Origin of the sequence: Streptomyces sp. NPDC086549 (assembly GCF_044746205.1) — a bacterium.
Lineage (GTDB): Bacteria > Actinomycetota > Actinomycetes > Streptomycetales > Streptomycetaceae > Streptomyces.
The window spans coordinates 38,547-55,800 of sequence record NZ_JBIVBS010000020.1 but is presented as its reverse complement, the minus strand read 5'-3'; the positions used below and the strand labels follow the sequence as shown (position 1 = coordinate 55,800).

Annotated in this window: 16 protein-coding genes; 10 read left to right on the top strand and 6 right to left on the bottom strand. The window is 69.9% G+C overall.

The window, feature by feature from the left end:
* The first annotated feature begins 156 nt into the window (after window positions 1–156).
* Window positions 157–1,803, top strand: a complete 1,647-nt coding sequence (locus ACIPSA_RS42010) for an IS1182 family transposase (protein ID WP_402645089.1) — start codon at window positions 157–159, stop codon at window positions 1,801–1,803.
* Between the two features lie 83 nt (window positions 1,804–1,886).
* Here ACIPSA_RS42010 and ACIPSA_RS42005 read toward each other — a convergent pair whose 3' ends face one another.
* Together ACIPSA_RS42005 and ACIPSA_RS42000 are read right to left on the bottom strand one after the other, a co-directional pair.
* Entirely contained in the window at window positions 1,887–2,405 is a 519-nt protein-coding gene (locus ACIPSA_RS42005) for a transposase family protein (RefSeq protein ID WP_402645086.1), read from the bottom strand.
* A 288-nt stretch (window positions 2,406–2,693) separates the two neighbouring features.
* Window positions 2,694–2,876, bottom strand: a complete 183-nt coding sequence (locus tag ACIPSA_RS42000) for a hypothetical protein (RefSeq protein ID WP_402645083.1) — start codon at window positions 2,874–2,876, stop codon at window positions 2,694–2,696.
* Window positions 2,877–3,680: 804 nt separating this feature from the next.
* On the opposite strand from ACIPSA_RS42000, the gene ACIPSA_RS41995 reads away from it, so the two are divergent.
* The 6 genes from ACIPSA_RS41995 (at window position 3,681) to ACIPSA_RS41970 (ending at window position 8,671) form a co-directional block, all read left to right on the top strand.
* Entirely contained in the window at window positions 3,681–5,243 is a 1,563-nt protein-coding gene (locus tag ACIPSA_RS41995; protein ID WP_402645081.1) for a sensor histidine kinase, read from the top strand.
* A gap of 71 nt (window positions 5,244–5,314) precedes the next feature.
* On the top strand, window positions 5,315–5,707 hold the full coding sequence (locus ACIPSA_RS41990; protein ID WP_402645299.1) for a roadblock/LC7 domain-containing protein: 393 nt from the start codon (window positions 5,315–5,317) through the stop codon (window positions 5,705–5,707).
* A gap of 3 nt (window positions 5,708–5,710) precedes the next feature.
* Entirely contained in the window at window positions 5,711–6,097 is a 387-nt protein-coding gene (locus ACIPSA_RS41985; RefSeq protein ID WP_402645078.1) for a DUF742 domain-containing protein, read from the top strand.
* On the top strand, window positions 6,075–6,698 hold the full coding sequence (locus ACIPSA_RS41980; protein ID WP_402645076.1) for a GTP-binding protein: 624 nt from the start codon (window positions 6,075–6,077) through the stop codon (window positions 6,696–6,698). The genes ACIPSA_RS41985 and ACIPSA_RS41980 overlap by 23 nt, the downstream gene beginning before the upstream one ends.
* Window positions 6,661–7,275 carry a GAF domain-containing protein gene (locus tag ACIPSA_RS41975; RefSeq protein ID WP_402645073.1) on the top strand — a complete coding sequence of 205 codons (615 nt, stop codon included), beginning with the start codon at window positions 6,661–6,663 and terminating at the stop codon, window positions 7,273–7,275. The genes ACIPSA_RS41980 and ACIPSA_RS41975 overlap by 38 nt, the downstream gene beginning before the upstream one ends.
* Before the next feature lie 931 nt (window positions 7,276–8,206).
* Window positions 8,207–8,671, top strand: a complete 465-nt coding sequence (locus ACIPSA_RS41970) for a site-2 protease family protein (protein WP_402645071.1) — start codon at window positions 8,207–8,209, stop codon at window positions 8,669–8,671.
* Between the two features lie 210 nt (window positions 8,672–8,881).
* Here the strand turns inward: ACIPSA_RS41970 and ACIPSA_RS41965 are convergent, their stop codons facing one another.
* From ACIPSA_RS41965 to ACIPSA_RS41955, 3 genes are all read right to left on the bottom strand, one after another.
* The gene (locus tag ACIPSA_RS41965; protein WP_402645069.1) at window positions 8,882–9,340 is read right to left on the bottom strand and encodes a Fur family transcriptional regulator; all 459 of its coding nucleotides are present in this window, start codon (window positions 9,338–9,340) and stop codon (window positions 8,882–8,884) included.
* The gene (locus ACIPSA_RS41960; RefSeq protein ID WP_402645066.1) at window positions 9,337–9,843 is read right to left on the bottom strand and encodes an ATP-binding protein; all 507 of its coding nucleotides are present in this window, start codon (window positions 9,841–9,843) and stop codon (window positions 9,337–9,339) included. The genes ACIPSA_RS41965 and ACIPSA_RS41960 overlap by 4 nt, the downstream gene beginning before the upstream one ends.
* A gap of 428 nt (window positions 9,844–10,271) precedes the next feature.
* A complete protein-coding gene (locus tag ACIPSA_RS41955; RefSeq protein WP_402645065.1) occupies window positions 10,272–11,072 on the bottom strand; it encodes an alpha/beta fold hydrolase in 801 nt (266 codons plus the stop codon).
* Between the two features lie 171 nt (window positions 11,073–11,243).
* Here ACIPSA_RS41955 and ACIPSA_RS41950 point away from each other — a divergent pair, with 171 nt between their 5' ends.
* Window positions 11,244–11,507, top strand: coding sequence for a hypothetical protein (locus ACIPSA_RS41950; RefSeq protein ID WP_402645063.1), 264 nt, complete (start codon window positions 11,244–11,246; stop codon window positions 11,505–11,507).
* Between the two features lie 131 nt (window positions 11,508–11,638).
* On the opposite strand, the gene ACIPSA_RS41945 is transcribed toward ACIPSA_RS41950, so the two are convergent.
* On the bottom strand, window positions 11,639–12,064 hold the full coding sequence (locus ACIPSA_RS41945) for a hypothetical protein (RefSeq protein WP_402645060.1): 426 nt from the start codon (window positions 12,062–12,064) through the stop codon (window positions 11,639–11,641).
* A gap of 124 nt (window positions 12,065–12,188) precedes the next feature.
* Here ACIPSA_RS41945 and ACIPSA_RS41940 point away from each other — a divergent pair, with 124 nt between their 5' ends.
* Both ACIPSA_RS41940 and ACIPSA_RS41935 read left to right on the top strand, forming a co-directional pair.
* On the top strand, window positions 12,189–12,737 hold the full coding sequence (locus ACIPSA_RS41940) for a CGNR zinc finger domain-containing protein (protein WP_402645057.1): 549 nt from the start codon (window positions 12,189–12,191) through the stop codon (window positions 12,735–12,737).
* A gap of 685 nt (window positions 12,738–13,422) precedes the next feature.
* Complete coding sequence (locus ACIPSA_RS41935; RefSeq protein ID WP_402645055.1) at window positions 13,423–17,196, top strand: S8 family serine peptidase; 3,774 nt, start codon at window positions 13,423–13,425, stop codon at window positions 17,194–17,196.
* Window positions 17,197–17,254: the final 58 nt, after the last annotated feature.

Below are 17,254 nucleotides of genomic sequence, written 5' to 3'. Positions count from 1 at the left end.
TCAATATTGCGCGATAGGCCGGACCGCCTCTCCGGCGCGCAGGGTCATGTCCCCTGTGGGAAACCGTTGGCGAATTCTGCGGTGTGTTCCAACTGGCCGCCGCTGGGGGGATGATGGAGTGACCATGTGCGGGGACGTCGCGATGAGGTGAGTGTCGTGTCGCTGCATCCCCGTGTTCTCGGCGAGGTGCCGGAGCAGACTGCCGAAGTAGCCCGGCTGGCGTTTCCCAAGGGCTGCTTGTGCATGCGGATCCGTGAGGTGCTCGGGCCGCTGTTCCGTGACCAGGACTTCGCGGAGCTGTATCCGCGACGCGGTCAGCCCGCCTGGCCGCCCCACCAGCTTGCCCTCGTCTCGGTGCTCCAGTTCGTGGAGGGCCTGTCGGACCGCCAGGCCGCGGCCGCCGTCCGGGCGCGCATCGACTGGAAGTTTCTCCTCGGGCTGGAGCTCACTGATCCAGGGTTCGATCATTCGTTACTGACCGAGTTCCGTGATCGCAATCTCGCGGGCGGGAGCCCGGAGCGTCTGCTCGATCTGGTGCTGGAACGCCTGCGCGCAGTCGACCTGCTTAAACGTCCCGGCGGGCAACGCACCGATTCCACCCACGTCCTGGCAGCGGTGCGGCGACTGAACCGTCTGGAGCTGACCGCTGAGCAGCTGCGCGCGGCACTCAACGCGCTGGCTGCGGCAGCCCCCGAGTGGTTGGTCGAGTCGGTCCCGGTGGACTGGTTCGACCGCTATGGGCGCCGGATTGAGGACTACCGCCTGCCGCGCGGCGAGCGGGCCCGCACCGAGTACGGCGAGCGGACCGGAGCCGACGGCCCGCGGTTGATGGCCGCCGTCCACGCCCCCGATACTCCCGCCTGGCTGCGGCAGCTTCCGGCCGTCGAAACCCTGCGCACCGTGTGGATCCAGCAGTTCTGGGTGGACGACGGGCAGGCACGGATGCGAGAACCGAAGAACATGCCGCCGTGTCACTACCGCGTCGAGTCGCCCTACGACCCGCAGGCCCGCTACAGCATCAAGCGAGCGGTCGACTGGAGCGGCTACAAGGTGCACCTGACCGAGACCTGCGACCCCGGCGCCCCGCACCTGATCACCCACGTCGCCACCACCGTTGCCACCGTCACGGACGTGGAGATGACCCGGCCCGTCCACGCCGATCTGGCCGCCGTCGGCCTGCTGGCCGGCGAGCACTTCGTCGACCGCGGCTACGTCAGCGCCAACCTGCTGGCCACCAGCCGCAGCGAGTACCAGGTCGAGCTGGTCGGTCCGGTCCGTCACGATGTGACCTGGCAGGGAAGGGCCGGTGAGGGCTTCGACGTCGACGGCTTCGTCATCGACTGGGATGCGCAGCAGGCCATCTGCCCCCAGGGGCATCACAGCACCGGCTGGCGTCCACACCGGCAGCGGCCCGACTACGTTCAGTCCCTGGTCACCTTCGATCCGAAGCACTGCACCCCGTGCCCGGTCCGCGCCAAGTGCACCCGCTCCGCCAACTCACCCCGCAAGTTAGCCCTGGGACCACGTGAGGAACACGAAGTGATCCGCCGCGTTCGCCAGGCACAGCAGACGCCGCAGCGGCAGCAGCACTTCAACATCCGAGCGGGGATCGAGGGCACCATCGGCCAGGGCCTTCGCCGCTGCGACCTGCGCGGATCCCGCTACCGCAGCCTGGACAAGACACGATTCCAGCACGTGCTGACAGCCGCCGCCCTCGACTTCCTCCGCATCGACGCATGGCTCACCGGCATCCCACTGGCCACGACAAGGGCCTCCCGCTTCGCCCGCCTACGGCCCGGATAGCGCACCGCCGAATTCGCCAACGGTGTCCTCCCACGGACGTGACCCATCGGCGTCGGACGAGCAGCCGCCACACAGCACAATTTTCACGGCTGCGCCGACGTCCGGTACGCCGGATACAGATACTCATTGGTTTTCTCGCCCACGTCGAGCTGGGCCAGGACCAAGCCGCGGACGGGGTCGCATGCGGCGAGCACGTGTACCTTCCGGCCCTTGGCCCTGCCTGCTCCGCGCAGGCTCTTGCCGTCGACCGCCAGTGCGCGTAGCTGGCCGTCGGTGCCGGGGCACCGGTCAGCCAGCCAGCCGCCCACTGCCCGGTCCAACGCGTCGCCGTCGATGCGGCCCAGCAGCCGCCGTACCGTCGTTTCTGTAGGCGTGCACCGCTTCGGGAACAGCGGATCGGGCCGTATACCAAGGCGCTCCAGGACACCGGACGGGGCGTCAGCGATCCACTCGCCAACCGCCAGCAGAGAGGTCGCCCCGGCCAGAACCGCGCACGCGGTCAGCGCGAGCACGGCGACCAGGGCGTGCCGCACGCCGCGCGGGTCCCGGGGGTCGGGCACCTCGGCCAGTCGCTCCAGCAGGCCCGGAATCTCCTCGGGCACGGCCTCAGAATGCCGGCGGAGTTGGTCAAAGGCAGGCGGGATCGGCGATGATGCGTCGGCAGGCACGGTCTTCCAGTCGGATCACGGGGCGTCGAGAACTCCATGATCTTGGAAGCCCGTGCCTGCCCCGTTCCGGCGCCCCACCAAGCTGACAGACCGCCACGAAACTGACCCCACACGAGTATCCTGAAGTCCTGCCAGCCGGATAATCGGTGATCTGGACTCCAACAAGGTTCTGCGTCGCAGCTGGACCCACGGACTCACTGCACAGGCCCCCGACCACCCAGGTCAGCACCGCAGCTCCGCCTCGCGCTCGCACATCACCTCCACGGCGTCGGACAGCTGAGGTCGCGGCCCCGGGTGGGCCTCCCGGATGAGCTTCACCGCGTGAAGCCGCCGACCACTCCTGATCAACTCGTCCACCTCTTCCCGGACCACCGGCAGCAACGCGCCCCAGATCGAGTTCTCCATGCGCCGATCCAAGCAACTCATGCTCTCCCACCACCACCGTATTGACGGTGCGCCCCGCGCGAAGACCAGACCGCCGCCACGACATATCGGGGCAACCCGCTCAAGCCATGACTACGCCGAAGCCCTGCTGCACAGCATCCTGGAAAAAGGGCGTCCCCGGCCCGGATCGGGACCCGGACCTGAACCTGGTCTACCGGCAGCTACGCGGCGCACTGGTGGCGCAAGGGCTGCCGCGACCGCAAGAACGCGTCCGCAACACCGCCGGACGGCTCATCCTCACCCGCAATCACGCTTGTCAGCCCCCAAACGCCACCCCGACCGGCCCCGCGGGTCTGGGCTGGCCCGACCCGCAGCAATGGCGGCGCCGACCCGCCTCCGTCTGCTGTGTACCGCAGCGGGCCCGAGAGTTGCCTGCGCAGCACCGTGTTCTCGCGCCGGAGCACCAACAGCTCCGCGTCCTTGGCTGCGTCCCGGCGCAGCCAGCACCGCCGGGACGGAGAACAGCTTCCGAGTCACTCGGTACACGAGTGAGACGATCATCCGCACAGGGTTCCAGCAAGCTGTCACAGCGCGCCAGACCCACACCGAGTAGCAGCGATCAGTTTCCGAACGGTACAGGGACCAGCCTTCTGGCGACGGCTGCAGGCATGGTGCTGTCCCCCCTCGCACGCCGGGATCGGGTACCTTCGAAACGAAGGTGAGGACAACGGTTCGAATTCTATACGTGTCAGGGGCTGACATCCGGGTCCTTGTGCGCGGTAACGTGCGCGCTCGGCCCGATCATCGCACTGCTCAGGGACTGTTATGCCTGATCCTTCCATGCCGCCGGGCGACCGGCTGGCGTCGCCCGTGACCTCGTATGTGACCGAGGCGCGAGCCGGGTCCTTGAGGCGGCGTCTGGTGCTGTCGTCCGTACTGCCGACGGGCGCGGTCGCCGTTGCCGGTGCGGTGGCCACCGCGTTGGCCCGCGATGGTTACCTGGACCGTGTGGACCAGGGTGTGGTGTTCGGGGGTCTGGTCCTCACAGGCGCCATGGCGGCCGGGATCGCGGGTATACGGGCTTCGGCAGAGGCACGAGCAGTCACGAAGCACTGGGCGCAATTGTCCCGTTCGGCCGACCGGAACCGTGCCGAGCTGGCCGAGCTCACCCGTACCACAGCCGAGAGCCGGGCAGAACTGGAGTCACTGTGTCGTCGGTTGAGGGCTGGCGAGCATCCTGTACGGCGTCGGCCTGAACTGCCGCCGGAGACCGGCCCGGACGAACTCTCCCGCCTCGGATTCGAGATCGCCGCAGCCCGGCACGAGGCGGAGTCAGCCCTGCTTGAGACCGCCGCCCGTGCGGTCGGTGCGGAACACGGTTCCCGGCTGGAGCAGTTCGAGGTGTTCGCCAACCTGGCGCGCCGGCTGGAGTCCCTGGTGCACCGCGAAATCGGCCTGCTGGACAGCCTGGAGAACGAGGTCGAGGACCCCGACCTGCTCAAGGGGCTGTTCCGGGTGGACCACCTGTCCACCCGGATCCGCCGCTATGCCGAGAACCTGGCCGTGCTCGGTGGCTCGAACACCCACCGCCAGTGGACCCGCCCCGTCGGCCTGACCGACGTGCTGCGTTCCGCCATCGCGGAGATCGACCAGTACGCCCGGGTCAAGCTGGTCCCGCCCATCGACGGAGCGGTCAGCGGCCACGCCGTGGTCGACGTCGTCCATCTGCTGGCCGAGCTGTTGGAGAACGCGACGGTCTTCTCACCGCCCCAGACCACCGTGCACGTGCGGGTGGAGCCCGTTGCCGCGGGGATGGCGATCGAGGTCGAGGACCGGGGCCTGGGCATGTCCCCGGCCGAGCGCAACCAGATGAACAGCGTGTTGAGCGCACCCGACAAGGTCGCCCTCGGCGAGCTGCTGCGGGACGGCAGGATCGGCCTGTACGTGGTCTCCGTCCTGGCCCTGCGGCACGACATCGCCGTGCAGTTGCTGAGCAACGTCTACGGCGGCACTCAGGCCGTCATGGTGCTGCCCAGTGCTCTGCTCGGCCCGCAGCCGGCAGCTCCCGCGCGCCACACCGTCCCGACCCCTGACGCGGTACCGCAAGACCCGGTGGAGCCCGAGGCGGCGGACCCCCGGGCCACAGCGATGACCGTTGTCGCGAATCCGCGCGTGTCCGATTCCGAACCCCAGCCCGCCCCGGTGCCCTCCGACGGCGAGGGCGACCGTCCGCTGCTGCCTCAGCGCCGCCGCCGGGACCACTCCGCCGAACAGCCGCACCCGGTCCGCAGCGCCGGTGCTTCCGAGGACGTCGCACACGACCCGGGCCTGATGGCCGCGTTCCAGACCGGACTGCGCAGGGCCGAGGAAGCGGAGACGCCCTCATGACCGAGGTCGCCCCGCAGCCCGGGGCCCCGTCCAGCAAGCCGTTTCCTTCTGTCGAAGAGGAGTACTCGATCGTGGCGAGCGAAGACCTTTCCTGGCTGTTGACGGGTCTGGTGAACCGGGTGCCGCACACCCGAAGCGCCTTGTTGCTGTCCTCGGACGGGCTGGTGAAAGCAGCGGAGGGGCTCGACAAGGACGCCGCGGACCAGTTGGCCGCGCTCGCCAGCGGGCTGTACTCGTTGGCGCGCAGCGCGGGCCGGCACTTCGACGACGGCGGTGACGTGCGACAGATCGTGACGGAGCTCAGCACCTCGCTGCTGTTCGTCTCGGCCGCCGGGCACGGCGCGGTGCTCGCCGTGCTGGCCGGACGCGACGCGGATTCGGCGGTGCTGGGCTATGAGATGGGGATGATGGTGAAGAGCGTGCGCCCGCACCTGGCCACGCCGCCCCGCCACCCGGTGGGATAGCCGATGAGGCCGGTCCTTTCAGACGCGCCGCTGATCGACGAAGCGGTCGGGCGGCTGGTCCGTCCCTACACCCTGAGCGACGGCCGGACCAGGGCCACCTCCCACTTCACGCTGGTGACCATGGTGCGGGCCACCGGCGCACAGACGCAGGGCGCCTTCGGCCTGGAGCATGCGCAGGTACTGGCGCTGTGCGAGCAGCCTGTGAGCGTCGCCGAGGTCGCGGCCCGGATGCAGGTACCCGCCGCCGTGGCCAAGGTCCTGTTGTCCGATCTGGCCGAGGGAGGCGCGGTGGTCGCAGGCGACGCGACCCCGGCGGCCCCTGGCCACTACGCACAACCTGATCGAGACCTCCTGGAAGCGGTACGCGATGGCCTCCTCAAACAACTATGACCCGGTGAGCGCCGAAGTCCTGCCAGTGGGCATCAAGGTGCTGATCGCCGGCGGGTTCGGGGTGGGAAAGACCACCTTCGTCAACGCACTCAGCGAGATCGAGCCGCTAAGCACCGAGGAGATGCTGACCACCGTCAGCGCGGCCACGGACCGGCTGGACGGAGTGGAGAACAAGGCCACCACCACGGTGGCCCTGGACTTCGGCCGGATCACACTTAGTCCGTCCCATGTCCTGTACCTGTTCGGAGCGCCTGGACAGGAGCGCTTCTGGTTCATGTGGGACGAACTCTCCGAGGGAGCGCTCGGGGCGGTGGTTCTCGCCGACACCCGCAGACTGGAGCACTCCTTCGCGGCGGTGGACTTCTTCGAGCGGCGCGGCATCCCCTTCGTCGTCGCCGTCAACGAGTTCGACGGGGCCCACCGCTACCGCGGGGAGGAGGTCCGGACCGCGCTCGACCTCAGGCATGAAGTGCCGGTGGTGCTGTGCGACGCCCGCGTCCCGAGGTCGGGCATACGCGTGCTGCTCGGACTGATTCAGCATCTGATCACTACAAGGAGTTCCCATGGCGCCGACATCGACCAACCCCTCCTCCGGGCCTGAGTCCGGGATCGCCCTGCGCCACCTGCTCCTCCCCCCGGAGGATCCACAGGTGCGTGTCCGGTCCGAGCGACTGCGCGAGCTGGGCATCAATGCCCGTCCGGATGCGGAACTCGACGCCTTTGCACGGGAGCTGGCACACCGTACCGGCGGCTGCTACGCCGGGGTCAACTTCTTCCTCGACGCCGACCGCCAGTATTTCGCGGGGTTGTACAGCGCCGCACAGGACACCACGGCCCACGTGGGACCGCCGTTGCTGGAGGAACCGGTGCCCGGCCGCGTCATGCCCCGCGACATCGACATGGGCATCTGCCCGCACGTAGTCAAGCGCCGCCGGGCGCTGGTGCTGGAGGACATCCGGGACTTCCCGCGGTTCGCCGGTAACCCGGTGGTCGACGCGATCGGCGTCCACTCCTACCTTGGCGCACCGCTGATAGACAGCACCGGCGTGGTGCTCGGCACAATCTGCGTGGTCGACCAGGACCCGCAGCCGTGGGGGCACAAGGGACTGGAGACCATCAAGGCCATGGCTGCCGAACTGGTCAAGCGGCTGGAGGAGTCGGCGTGCGGTCGCAGCTGACCGGCGCCGCCGGACTCGCACGCGGCCGCCCCGGAGGGTCCCCGGCGCGGCCGTGCAGCACCCGACCACGGTCCTGCACTCCGGCTCTCGGCCCGAGGACCGCGTCCGATCCGCTTTCCGCACCAGCCGCCATTCCGCAGGCGGCAGCCGCTCGCCGAGCGTCCAGCAAGCGAGCCTACCCGTTCACGTCGAGCCCCGCCGTCACCGACCCGATCGTCAGACCGGAGAACCGGCCCGGTGGGCGCGAGGCGTCGGGGCGTTCACGGCGCGGGTTGACCAGCAAGGTCCATCTCTGTCCGACGACCGGACCCGCCCGCTGACCTGGGAGACCTCGCCCGGCCAGCGCGGCGACAGCCCGATGTTCGTCCCTATGCCGGCCGGCTTACGCATCCGCCGACGCGGCCCGAGCCGGCCACGCAGCCGACCGGACCGCGTGCGCGGCGACAAGGCCTATTCCAGCCGCGACAATCGTGCCTACCTACGGCGGCGCGGGAACAAGGCCACCATCGCGCAGCCGGATGACCAGCAGGCCCGCCACAAGAACCGGGGGCGGCCCCGGCCTTCGAGAAGGCCCAGTGCCGTCGTCGCAACGCGGTCGAGCGATGCGTGAGCAAGTGGAAGCAGTTCCGCGCCGTGGCCCACTCGGTGCGACAAGCTCGACTACACCTTCAACGGCACCCTGACCATCACAGCGATCGTCATCTGGCTTCGCGACACCGTCCAAGAGCCATCAGAAACGCCCTGGTCGGCTGATGTTTGCGGTGCTGCGGCTCCTGGGCCGATCGTCCCTGGCGCGAGCCGATCGGCCCCTCCCCGCGAGGCCACCGCAGCCGGACGATGAAGGCGCCACGGACCTGCTCCCAGCAGGGAGATCGGCGCCGCCCGCCCGAGCGACGCACGCGGAGCCGGTCGGAGGGTGAGGTGAGATTTCATGACCGAGACGCTGTCCCTCGGCCGGATCGCCGGCGTGCGGGTCGGCCTGCGCTGGAGTGTCCTGGTCATCGTCGCCCTGGTGACGGTCGCGCTGGCGCGCGGCCGGTTTCCCGGTGCCCATCCGGGCCACTCCCCCATCGTGTACTGGGCACTCGCCCTGCTGACCGCCGTCGTCTTCGTCGGCTCACTGCTGGCGCACGAACTGGCGCACGCCGTGGTCGCCCACCGCAGCGGCGTCCAGGTGGACGGCATCACCCTGTGGATGCTGGGCGGCGCGGCCCGCCTGCACGACGAGGCTCCGACACCGGCGGCGGAGCTGCGCATCGCCGGCGTGGGGCCGCTCACGAGCCTTGTGGTCGGGGGCGTAGTCGCGGGTGTCGCCGCGGGGCTGGACGCGCTCCACACGGAACCGTCGAGGAGGTCGGCGAGGGCGCCGACGGCTTCACGCCGGGAGACGAGGTGATCGGCTTCGACCGAGGGGTTCCGGCACGTGTGCGGGAGCGTCGGCGATATGACTGCGCGGGGGTCCTTCCCCGGCTGACCGACCGGCCTGCGAGGACCGACCGCCTCCTTGGTGGCGTGCCGGTCCGCGGCCCTGCGGACCAGGGCGGCCGGCGCCTCTCAGCATCCTGGTCGCAGCTCCGGTCCGTGCGGTCAATAGCGTCCCTTGCCGTTACGACGCCAGGGCCGCGGCCCGGCAGTCAGGACATAGGCCCCAGAACGTCACTGCGGCCTCCTGGATGTCGTACTCCTCCGGCAACTGTGGCTCCATACAGGGAGCCGCACCCACGGTGCACTCCACATCCCGGATGCCACCGCAGCAGCGGCAGACGAAGTGGTGGTGGTTGTCGTGGCGCTCGGCCTCATAGCGGGCCGGCTGGCCTGGAATCTGAGTGCACCGGACCAGACCGACGTCCGTGAGGGCGCGCAGCACGTTGTAGGTGGCCTGCAGTGACAGGTGGCCCGTGATCTGCTGCGCGCGCTCACGCAGGGTGTCGGCATCGAGGTGGCCGGCCGAGTTGGAGACAGCCGTCAGCACGGCCATGCGCGGAGCGGTCACCCGCATGCCCACCGTGCGCAGCCGCGCCGCGGCCAGCGCCATGGGTTCCTCGGCGGTGGTCGCGGCTGTCACGTTGCCTCCCACGTCCTGTCACCCTTCGCGATGTCCAGCCCATCCAGGCAGGTCTCGCCCATCCAGGTTGCTTCCCGGCCCTCCCGGGCGCCCCTCCCTTCCAGGTCAGGTGTGTCCGGGTCGGCATGGAGCTCGAACCACACGCTCTTACCCACGGGCCCGTGCTCACAGCCCCACCGCGCGGCCAGCATGTCCACCAGCGTGAGTCCGCGGCCGTGCTCATCCGCCGGACCTGCCTCCGTCGGACGGGGAGGTCGCGAAGAGCCGTCGCTGACCAGACAGCGCACATCGGATACCCGCTCGAGGGTGAGGCGCAGCGGACCGGCTGCATGACGCAGTGCGTTGCTCACCAGCTCGCTGACCAGCAGCTCGGCGATCGGGACCAACTGCCCCAGACCCCATCGAGGCAGTACGTCGCGTATGGCGGTCCGCGCCAGGGCGCACGCGCTCGGCGACCACGGCAACGACCACGGCCCGCCCACGAACGACTCCACACGGGCCACGCCCAGGGGCGCACCGGACAGAAAGTGCGGAGCTGAGCGCGGGCCAGGACTGGCCGCGTCGGCAATCGTTCCAGCCGGGCAGGATTCTCGGGGAGATGTGCGGTCCATGAGGGCGCACCTTCGGGGACGGTTTCAATCTCTCTTATGACCGTACGCCTTATCTGGAGTCGGTCAAGTATCTAGAAGCAACAGACATCATGATTCATGCAAGTATCTGGAGAATTCCCAGGAAACGCTGCCCGCAGTCGACGCACCGTGATGCGGTGCTCGGGCCGCGGCGCGGCCCAGCCGAAGAATTGCCTCTCCCCACCAAGGCGCCGCGATCAGCACCCCGAAGAGAACGCAGATGGTCGGGGGCAATACTCGGTGCCCGAGCGGGGAACTCGCGCATGCGCGAGTTCCCCGCTCCACGCCGTGTTCAGTCGTGGTCAGCGGACGGTGGCACGGGCGGCCTGCTCGATGAGGCGGGTGACCGCGCCCGGGTGGGAGACCGGTACGGCGTGGGAAGACTTGACCTCTACGGTGTGCGCGTGGGCTCGCTTGGCCATGAAGCGCTGCTCGTCCGGCAAGATGGCCTTGTCCTGAGTGGTGATCAGATCCCAGGAGGGGATGGCCTTCCAGCCTGCCTCGGTGGGCTTCTCGCCGAAGACCGACGCTGCCACCGGCCGCTGGGTGGCGGCCGCCAGGTCGGTGAGCGACTTCGGCACATCGGCGGCAATCACGTCGTGGAACTTGTCAGCCTTGACGTACAGGTCGGTGCCGGTGCCACCGCCGGGGAGCGGGAAGGGCACGGCGTCGAGGGCCGAGGAGAGCTCTGCTCCGGGGAACTTCTCGCCCAGTTCCCCCGGGGTCTCGCCCTTCTCGGGCGCGAAGGCGGCGATGTAGACCAGCGCCTTGACATCCGGGTCGCCCGCGGCGGCCTGACTGATCACGGAACCGCCGTAGGAGTGGCCGACAAGCACGACCGGCCCCTTGACGCTGTCCAGGAAGCTACGCAGGTAGTCCGCGTCGCCGGCCAGCCCGCGCAGCGGATTGGCCGGGGCCACCACCGGATAGCCCGCGTGCTGGAGGCGTGTGATCACACCGTTCCAGCTGGAGGCGTCCACGAAGGCACCGTGCACGAGCACGACCGTGGGTTTCGTCCGCGTCGGGCGGTGCTCGGCCTGGACGGCGTCGGCCGGACCGGTGACGGCCAAGGTCAGTGCCGCCACCGCCGCGGCGGCGCCCACAGCTGCGACGTGCTGCGGGCCGGACGGAACACAGTCTTCAGGTTCATGGTGACTCTCCTTACGGATACGGCCAGGCAGGCCTGGCCCGGTGACCCGGTGCGGTCGGACCGCGGTGGTGTGGAGGGTGACGGGGAGGTTGTCGCGCGGGGCCTTGGAACAGGGGCAGGTCTGGTGGGCGGCGTTGCCGAGTTCGATGGCGGTTTCCTGGTCGACGCCTCCGAGTTCGAGGTGGAGGACGGCGGTGAGGCCGAAACCGCCGTCGTCGCAACGCGGTTTGCAGAACGGCCGTCATCGGACCGCACTCGGCCGCCGTTGCGACCCTCGCTCCTCACGCTCACATCGGTGGTGCAGCCGGTTGCCATCGCGTTCCTCATGTCACGTGGCGAAAGAATCCGCTCGACGGGACTCTCCCCGCATCACCTGTTCAAGAAGTGACTCACGGCAGTGACGGAGAGGGGTCGGATCGTCGCCGTGCGCCCCCGCGGCTTCCCCGCCACTCCTCACGGCACGCCCTATACGGGTACGAGGCCGACCCGCCAGGCCCCGCACCTCTCCCCCAGGTGGGGCTACCTGGCCTTCAGGGGGTGCCGGTAGGACCTGCGCAGGGACGAGGCGACGAAGGGGAGCAACGGGGCAAGCATCTTGCCCTTGAGCGTGCTGGGATGACGGGAGAGTTCGATATCGATCCGCGTGCCGTCGCCTTCGGGGGTCAGCTGGAAGACCCACCCGCCACCAGGCCCGAAGACCTTCGAATCGTGCGTGGCGATGACGACCCTCCCCTGCGCGGCATCCCACTCGTAGCGGGCGCGTTCCCATGCGGAGCTGGTTCCTTCGGTCACTTCAGCCCAGGTGTCACCGATCGCGTGGACCGTGAGGTGCTCGGCGTCGATCGTGGGCCAGTTCCGGGCTCGCGCGGGACCGAAGTCGGTCAGCACCGCCAGTACCTCTGACGGGCTGAGCGAGGAGTTGAGATGAAAACGTGCGACGGCCATGTGGCGCCCCTCACAGTGAAAAGTAACCGCTCTGAACGGTGACTACCGTCGCATGGATCGAAGTAACCAGTCAAGCCGGTTATTCATGGTTGCAGACTCCAGGGTCACCGGCCAGACTGGTTACATGGAGCATGCCTTTCCGTGCGGGACACCCGCCCTCGACTTCTTGGGCACCCTGCGCGCCCGTCGCAACCCGGCACCCACGGAGAAGCTCGCCTCCCCCGAGCTCCTCGACTCCTGGTTCGTCGAATCCCGCATGCTCGACAACGCGCCGGGTTCCGATGGGTCGGACCTCGAAACGGCCCTGGAGCTCCGGGAATCGATCTACTCACTGGTCGAAGCGCGAGTCGCGGGCGCACAGCTCCCCGCTGCAGCAGTCGCCCTTGTGAACCGGCACGCAGCACAACCGCCAGTGGTGTTGCGACTCGGGCCCGAGGGCGCAAGCCGCCAAGGATCGGCGTCACAGGGCCTCGCGACCATCGCCCGCCAAGCCGTCGAGATCATCGGGGGCGGGGACGCCGCTCTGCTACGCGAATGCGGACGCCCCGAATGCACCCAGGTCTACCTCGATCGCTCCCGAGGCCACCGACGCGAATGGTGTGCCATGAGAACCTGCGGAAACCGCGTCAAAGCAGCCGCCTTCCGTGCACGCCGCCGCAGCCCCAGCAACTGAACATCAACCGGCAAGTCAAGCCTGCCGGGTGGTGTGTCGGGCCTCCGTGATCACCATGGCCGACCTTGGCCATCCAGCCGCTTGCGGTACCTCGACGAGCCGGGCAGCAGCGGTCCGCCGGACTTCCACGGCCGCATCCCCTGGCCCCGTGCCCGAGCCGGTCTCCCCGACCGGTCCAACCATCCCTCGTGGTGCCGGTCCTTCTGGGGCCCGAGGAGACGGCGGACAACATGCTCACCGGCAGGGCGTTCGCCAGGCCGGCGAAGCTGCTGGAAACGCTCAGGGCGCTCGACGCCAGGGTCGTGGAGGCATTGCCGAGCCATAGGCACGAAGCAGCTCTCAGGGCGTACAGCCCCGTAGGGGAGGCAAGCGCACCCGCGCCGCCACACTCTCGCCGGAACGCATCGAACAACTCTCCGCCATCGGCATGCGCCGGCCATAGAAGCCCTTCGTACGACCTCTCGGCCCGGCCGAGGATCGGACAGGATTGCGGGCATCGCGCTCGACGGGGACGGCCGCCGTCCGCTGTTCGTGCGCACATCCCGGCCGATCGGCCGCCGCGTGGTGTCGCCGTTGCGACATGTCCCATCCGTGCCAGCCGAATCGCATGACACGCCGTGCCGTGCCAGCTGATTCTGTCCCGCGCATGAACACCACACCGCGCACGAGGGAAGGCACGACACTGATGAGACGAATCCGCCTTGTGGCGGCGATTTCGGCGGGGTTGGCGCTCGCTGCCGGCGCCATGGCGCCCCTGTCCGCCGGCGCAAGTGGCCTGCGTGAGGGAGCCGTTGCGAGCGCGCCGGCCGGCGGTGCGGCGACAGTGCAGTTGATCACGGGTGACAGCGTGACCGTCACCAAGGCCGCGGACGGCCGACAGATCGCCTCCGTCTCCCCGGGGGCCGGCCGGCGGGGCATCGTCTTCCGGACCCTCGAGGAGGACGGGCACCTGACGGTGCTTCCGTCCGACGCCGGGGCCTTGGTGGCCGCGGGTCGCCTCGACCGGCGGCTGTTCGACGTGACCGCGCTGGTCGCGCAGAAGTACGACAAGGCTCACACCGACACGCTGCCGCTCATCGTGGCGGGCTCCGGGAGGGTGGCGGCATCGGCCGTACACGGCCTGACCGCCCTCGCAGCGGACGACTCGCCGGTCCGCAGGCTCGACAGCATCGACGCCCGGGCGATGCGCGTGCCCGGCTCCGACCTCGGCCGTTTCTGGCAGCAACTGGCGCCCGACGACAGGCAGATGAAGGCGGCAGAGGTCGCCGCCACGCCCCGGGTGTGGCTGGACGGCCGGGTGGGCGCCACGCTCGACCGCAGCACGGCCCAGATCGGTGCGCCGGACGTGTGGCAGGCCGGCTACCGCGGCGACGGCGTCAAGGTCGCCATCCTCGACACCGGAGTGGATCAGACCCATCCCGACCTGGCCGGGCGGATCGCCGAGGCCAAGGACTTCTCCGGCAGTTCCGGTACCGGGGACGCCTTCGGGCACGGCACCCATGTCGCCTCCATCGTCGGCGGCAGCGGTGCCGCGGCCGGCGGCAAGTACAAGGGTGTCGCGCCCGCCGCGCAGCTGCTGGTCGGCAAGGTCCTCGGCGACGACGGCTACGGCAGCGAGTCCCAGGTGATCGCCGGCATGGAGTGGGCCGCGTCGCAGGGTGCCAAGGTCGTCAACATGAGCCTCGGCTCCGAGGAGCCCACCGACGGCACCGATCCCATGAGCCAGGCGCTGAACGACATCAGCCGCAGCACCGGCACCCTGTTCGTCGTGGCCGCGGGCAACAGTGGGGAGCAGGGGGCGAGCACCGTCGGCTCCCCCGGTGCGGCCGACGCCGCCCTGACGATCGGGGCCGTCGACCGGGACGACTCGCTCGCCCCGTTCTCCAGCCGCGGGCCGCGCCTCGGGGACGACGCGGCAAAGCCCGATGTGACCGCACCCGGTGTCGGGATCGTGGCGGCTCGCGCGGCCGGAACGACGATGGGCTCTCCGGTGGACGAGCACTACATCGCCGCCTCCGGCACCTCCATGGCGACCCCGCACGTAGCGGGCGCCGCCGCCCTGCTGGCCCAGCGCCACCCCGACTGGACCGGCACGCAGCTGAAGGACGCGCTGATCAGTACGGCCCGCACCGTGTCCGGCCAGCAGGTCACCGAACAGGGCGGCGGCCGGATCGACGTCCGCGCCGCGGCTCTGGGCTCGGTCACCGCCACCGGCACCCTCGCCCTCGGCCCGTTCTCGACCACCTCCGGTGCCCCTGCCCCGTCCGCGCTGCGGTACACGAACACGTCCGACAAGGACCTCACCCTCACACTCGCCGTCAAGCTGGCCACCACCGGCGGCCGCGCTCCCGGTGAGGGCGCGGTACGGCTCGGCTCCGACTCGGTACGTGTGCCGGCCGGGGCGACGGCCGAGGTCCCGCTGGCCGTCGACCCGGCTCGTGCCGGGCAGGGCAAGTTCTACGGCTACGTGACCGCCGCGTCCGCCGACGGGACGACCACCGTGCACACCACGCTCAGCCTCGTGGTGCACGGGCCCGTCCACCGCATCACCGTGGAGACGTACGACAAGACCGGCAAGCGCGTCCCGGCCCTGCCGACGATCTGGGGACCCGACGGCTTCGTGGGCTACACGAGCACCGACCCGGCCGTCGCCGAGGTCGAGGAGGGCACCTACCAGGTGGACAACACCTGGCTGGACACGGCGGGCGACGGTCAGGAGCTGCGCGATGTGGTGCTGCCCGAGGTGAAGGTCACCAAGGACATGACCGTCACCCTGGACGCCCGCAAGACGGTTCCGGTGCAGATCCGCACGCCCCGGCCCGCGGAACAGCGCGGTGTCCTCAGCTACCAGACGTACCGGCAGATCGACGGCCACAGCCTGACCCAGGGCACCATGTACTTCGACGTCGCCAAGCGGCTGTACGTCAGCCCCACGGCGCGCGTCACCGAGGGCACCTTCGAGTTCGCCTCCCGCTGGCAGCTCGTCGCTCCGCTCGTCCGGGCGAAGGTGACGGGCAGCGACCTCGACCTGAACGCCTACTACATGCCCGCCTCGCCGCTCTTCTCCGACCGCGGGGCCACCCTGACCGCGGTCGACGCCGGTGACGCCGCCACCGCCGACTTCAGCCACGCCCGCGGCCGCCTCGCGGTCGTGAACGACCCGACCGGCGCGTACGAGAAGGACCTCGTCGCACGGGCGGCCGCGGCCGGCGTTCGTGCCGTGATGCTCGTCCACTTCAGCGACATCGGGTGGACCCGCTGGGACCCGCAGGGCGAGCGCTGGGCAGTGCCGACCGTGCGGATCGGCGCGCGTGCGGGTGCCGACCTCCTGGCGCGGATCGCCCGCCGCTCCACCTCGGTCACGTTCTCGGGCACCGCCCGCAGCCCGTACCTGTACGACGTGATGCAGGTGTCCGCGCAGCAGATCCCCCAGCATGTCGTGTACACGGTCTCCGAGCGCAACAGCGCGGTCGTACGGAGCACGTACGCGGACAACGGCGGTACCGGCTGGGCGAGCGAGCAGCGCTTCGGCTGGCGGCCGTACCAGAACACGGCCTGGCTGCAGTACACCCGGTTCGTCCCGACCGGCTTCACGCGCACCGAGTACGTCAGTGCCGGGGACACCACGTGGCAGCACCTGGTGCACCACACGACGACGTTCGACGTCGACATGCCGCTCGCCGTCGGGATGCGTGACACCCCGCGGACGTACCGGGCCGGAGCGCAGCCGGCCGAGACCTGGCAGGGCGCCGTCGTGCGGCCGTCCATCCCGATCGGAACCACCACCCCGACGGTTCGTGTGGGCAACGTGCTGCGGCTGAGGATCCCCGAGTTCACGGACTCGCAGTCCGGACACTGGTCGCGGGCCGCGCAGGGCGACGGCGGCGGAATCGGCGTGTCCGACGTGACCCAGACCGGCGACGCCGCGAGCGCCGTGCTCTACCGCGACGGCCAGAAGCTCGCCGAGACGGACAGCGCCTGGACGGACATTGCAGTGCCCACCGACACGGCCCGGTACCGACTGGAGCTGACGACGTCACGGAACCTGCCGGACTGGAAGTACGGCGTCGCCACCGCCACCTCCTGGTCCTTCGCGTCGGCCCGGACGGACACGGCCACGCCGTTGTCGCTCCTCCAGCTGGACTACCAGGTGCCGGTCGACGCGCACAACACGCTGCGTGCCGGGCGTACACACACCATCGGCGTCCACGTCCGCGCCCAGGACGGGCTGTCCGCCCCGCGCGGAGTGACCGTCCGCGTCGAGGCCTCCTACGACGACGGGCGCACCTGGCGCACGGCCGAGGTGGCCGACCGCGGCCACAACGCCTTCCAGGCCAGGGTCGCCGGGCCGTCGCAGGCGGCCACGGGCGCCTGGGTGACCCTGCGCGTCACGGCTCGCGACGCCGCCGGGAACACGGTGCGTCAGACGGTACAGCGCGCTTACGCCCTGCAGCGATAGGTGCCACTGCCTGGGGGCGCGCGGCCTGCCGTGCGCCCCCTTGCTCCCCCTCCTATGT

Bases quoted from the DNA above. Each gene is read 5' to 3' on its own strand.
- ACIPSA_RS41985 (WP_402645078.1), top strand. From the start codon at position 5,711: ATGAGGCCGGTCCTTTCAGACGCGCCGCTGATCGACGAAGCGGTCGGG.
- ACIPSA_RS41980 (WP_402645076.1), top strand. From the start codon at position 6,075: ATGGCCTCCTCAAACAACTATGACCCGGTGAGCGCCGAAGTCCTGCCA.
- ACIPSA_RS41970 (WP_402645071.1), top strand. From the start codon at position 8,207: ATGACCGAGACGCTGTCCCTCGGCCGGATCGCCGGCGTGCGGGTCGGC.
- ACIPSA_RS41940 (WP_402645057.1), top strand. From the start codon at position 12,189: ATGGAGCATGCCTTTCCGTGCGGGACACCCGCCCTCGACTTCTTGGGC.
- ACIPSA_RS41945 (WP_402645060.1), bottom strand. From the start codon at position 12,064: ATGGCCGTCGCACGTTTTCATCTCAACTCCTCGCTCAGCCCGTCAGAG.
- ACIPSA_RS41935 (WP_402645055.1), top strand. From the start codon at position 13,423: ATGAGACGAATCCGCCTTGTGGCGGCGATTTCGGCGGGGTTGGCGCTC.
- ACIPSA_RS41995 (WP_402645081.1), top strand. From the start codon at position 3,681: ATGCCTGATCCTTCCATGCCGCCGGGCGACCGGCTGGCGTCGCCCGTG.
- ACIPSA_RS41975 (WP_402645073.1), top strand. From the start codon at position 6,661: ATGGCGCCGACATCGACCAACCCCTCCTCCGGGCCTGAGTCCGGGATC.
- ACIPSA_RS42000 (WP_402645083.1), bottom strand. From the start codon at position 2,876: ATGGAGAACTCGATCTGGGGCGCGTTGCTGCCGGTGGTCCGGGAAGAG.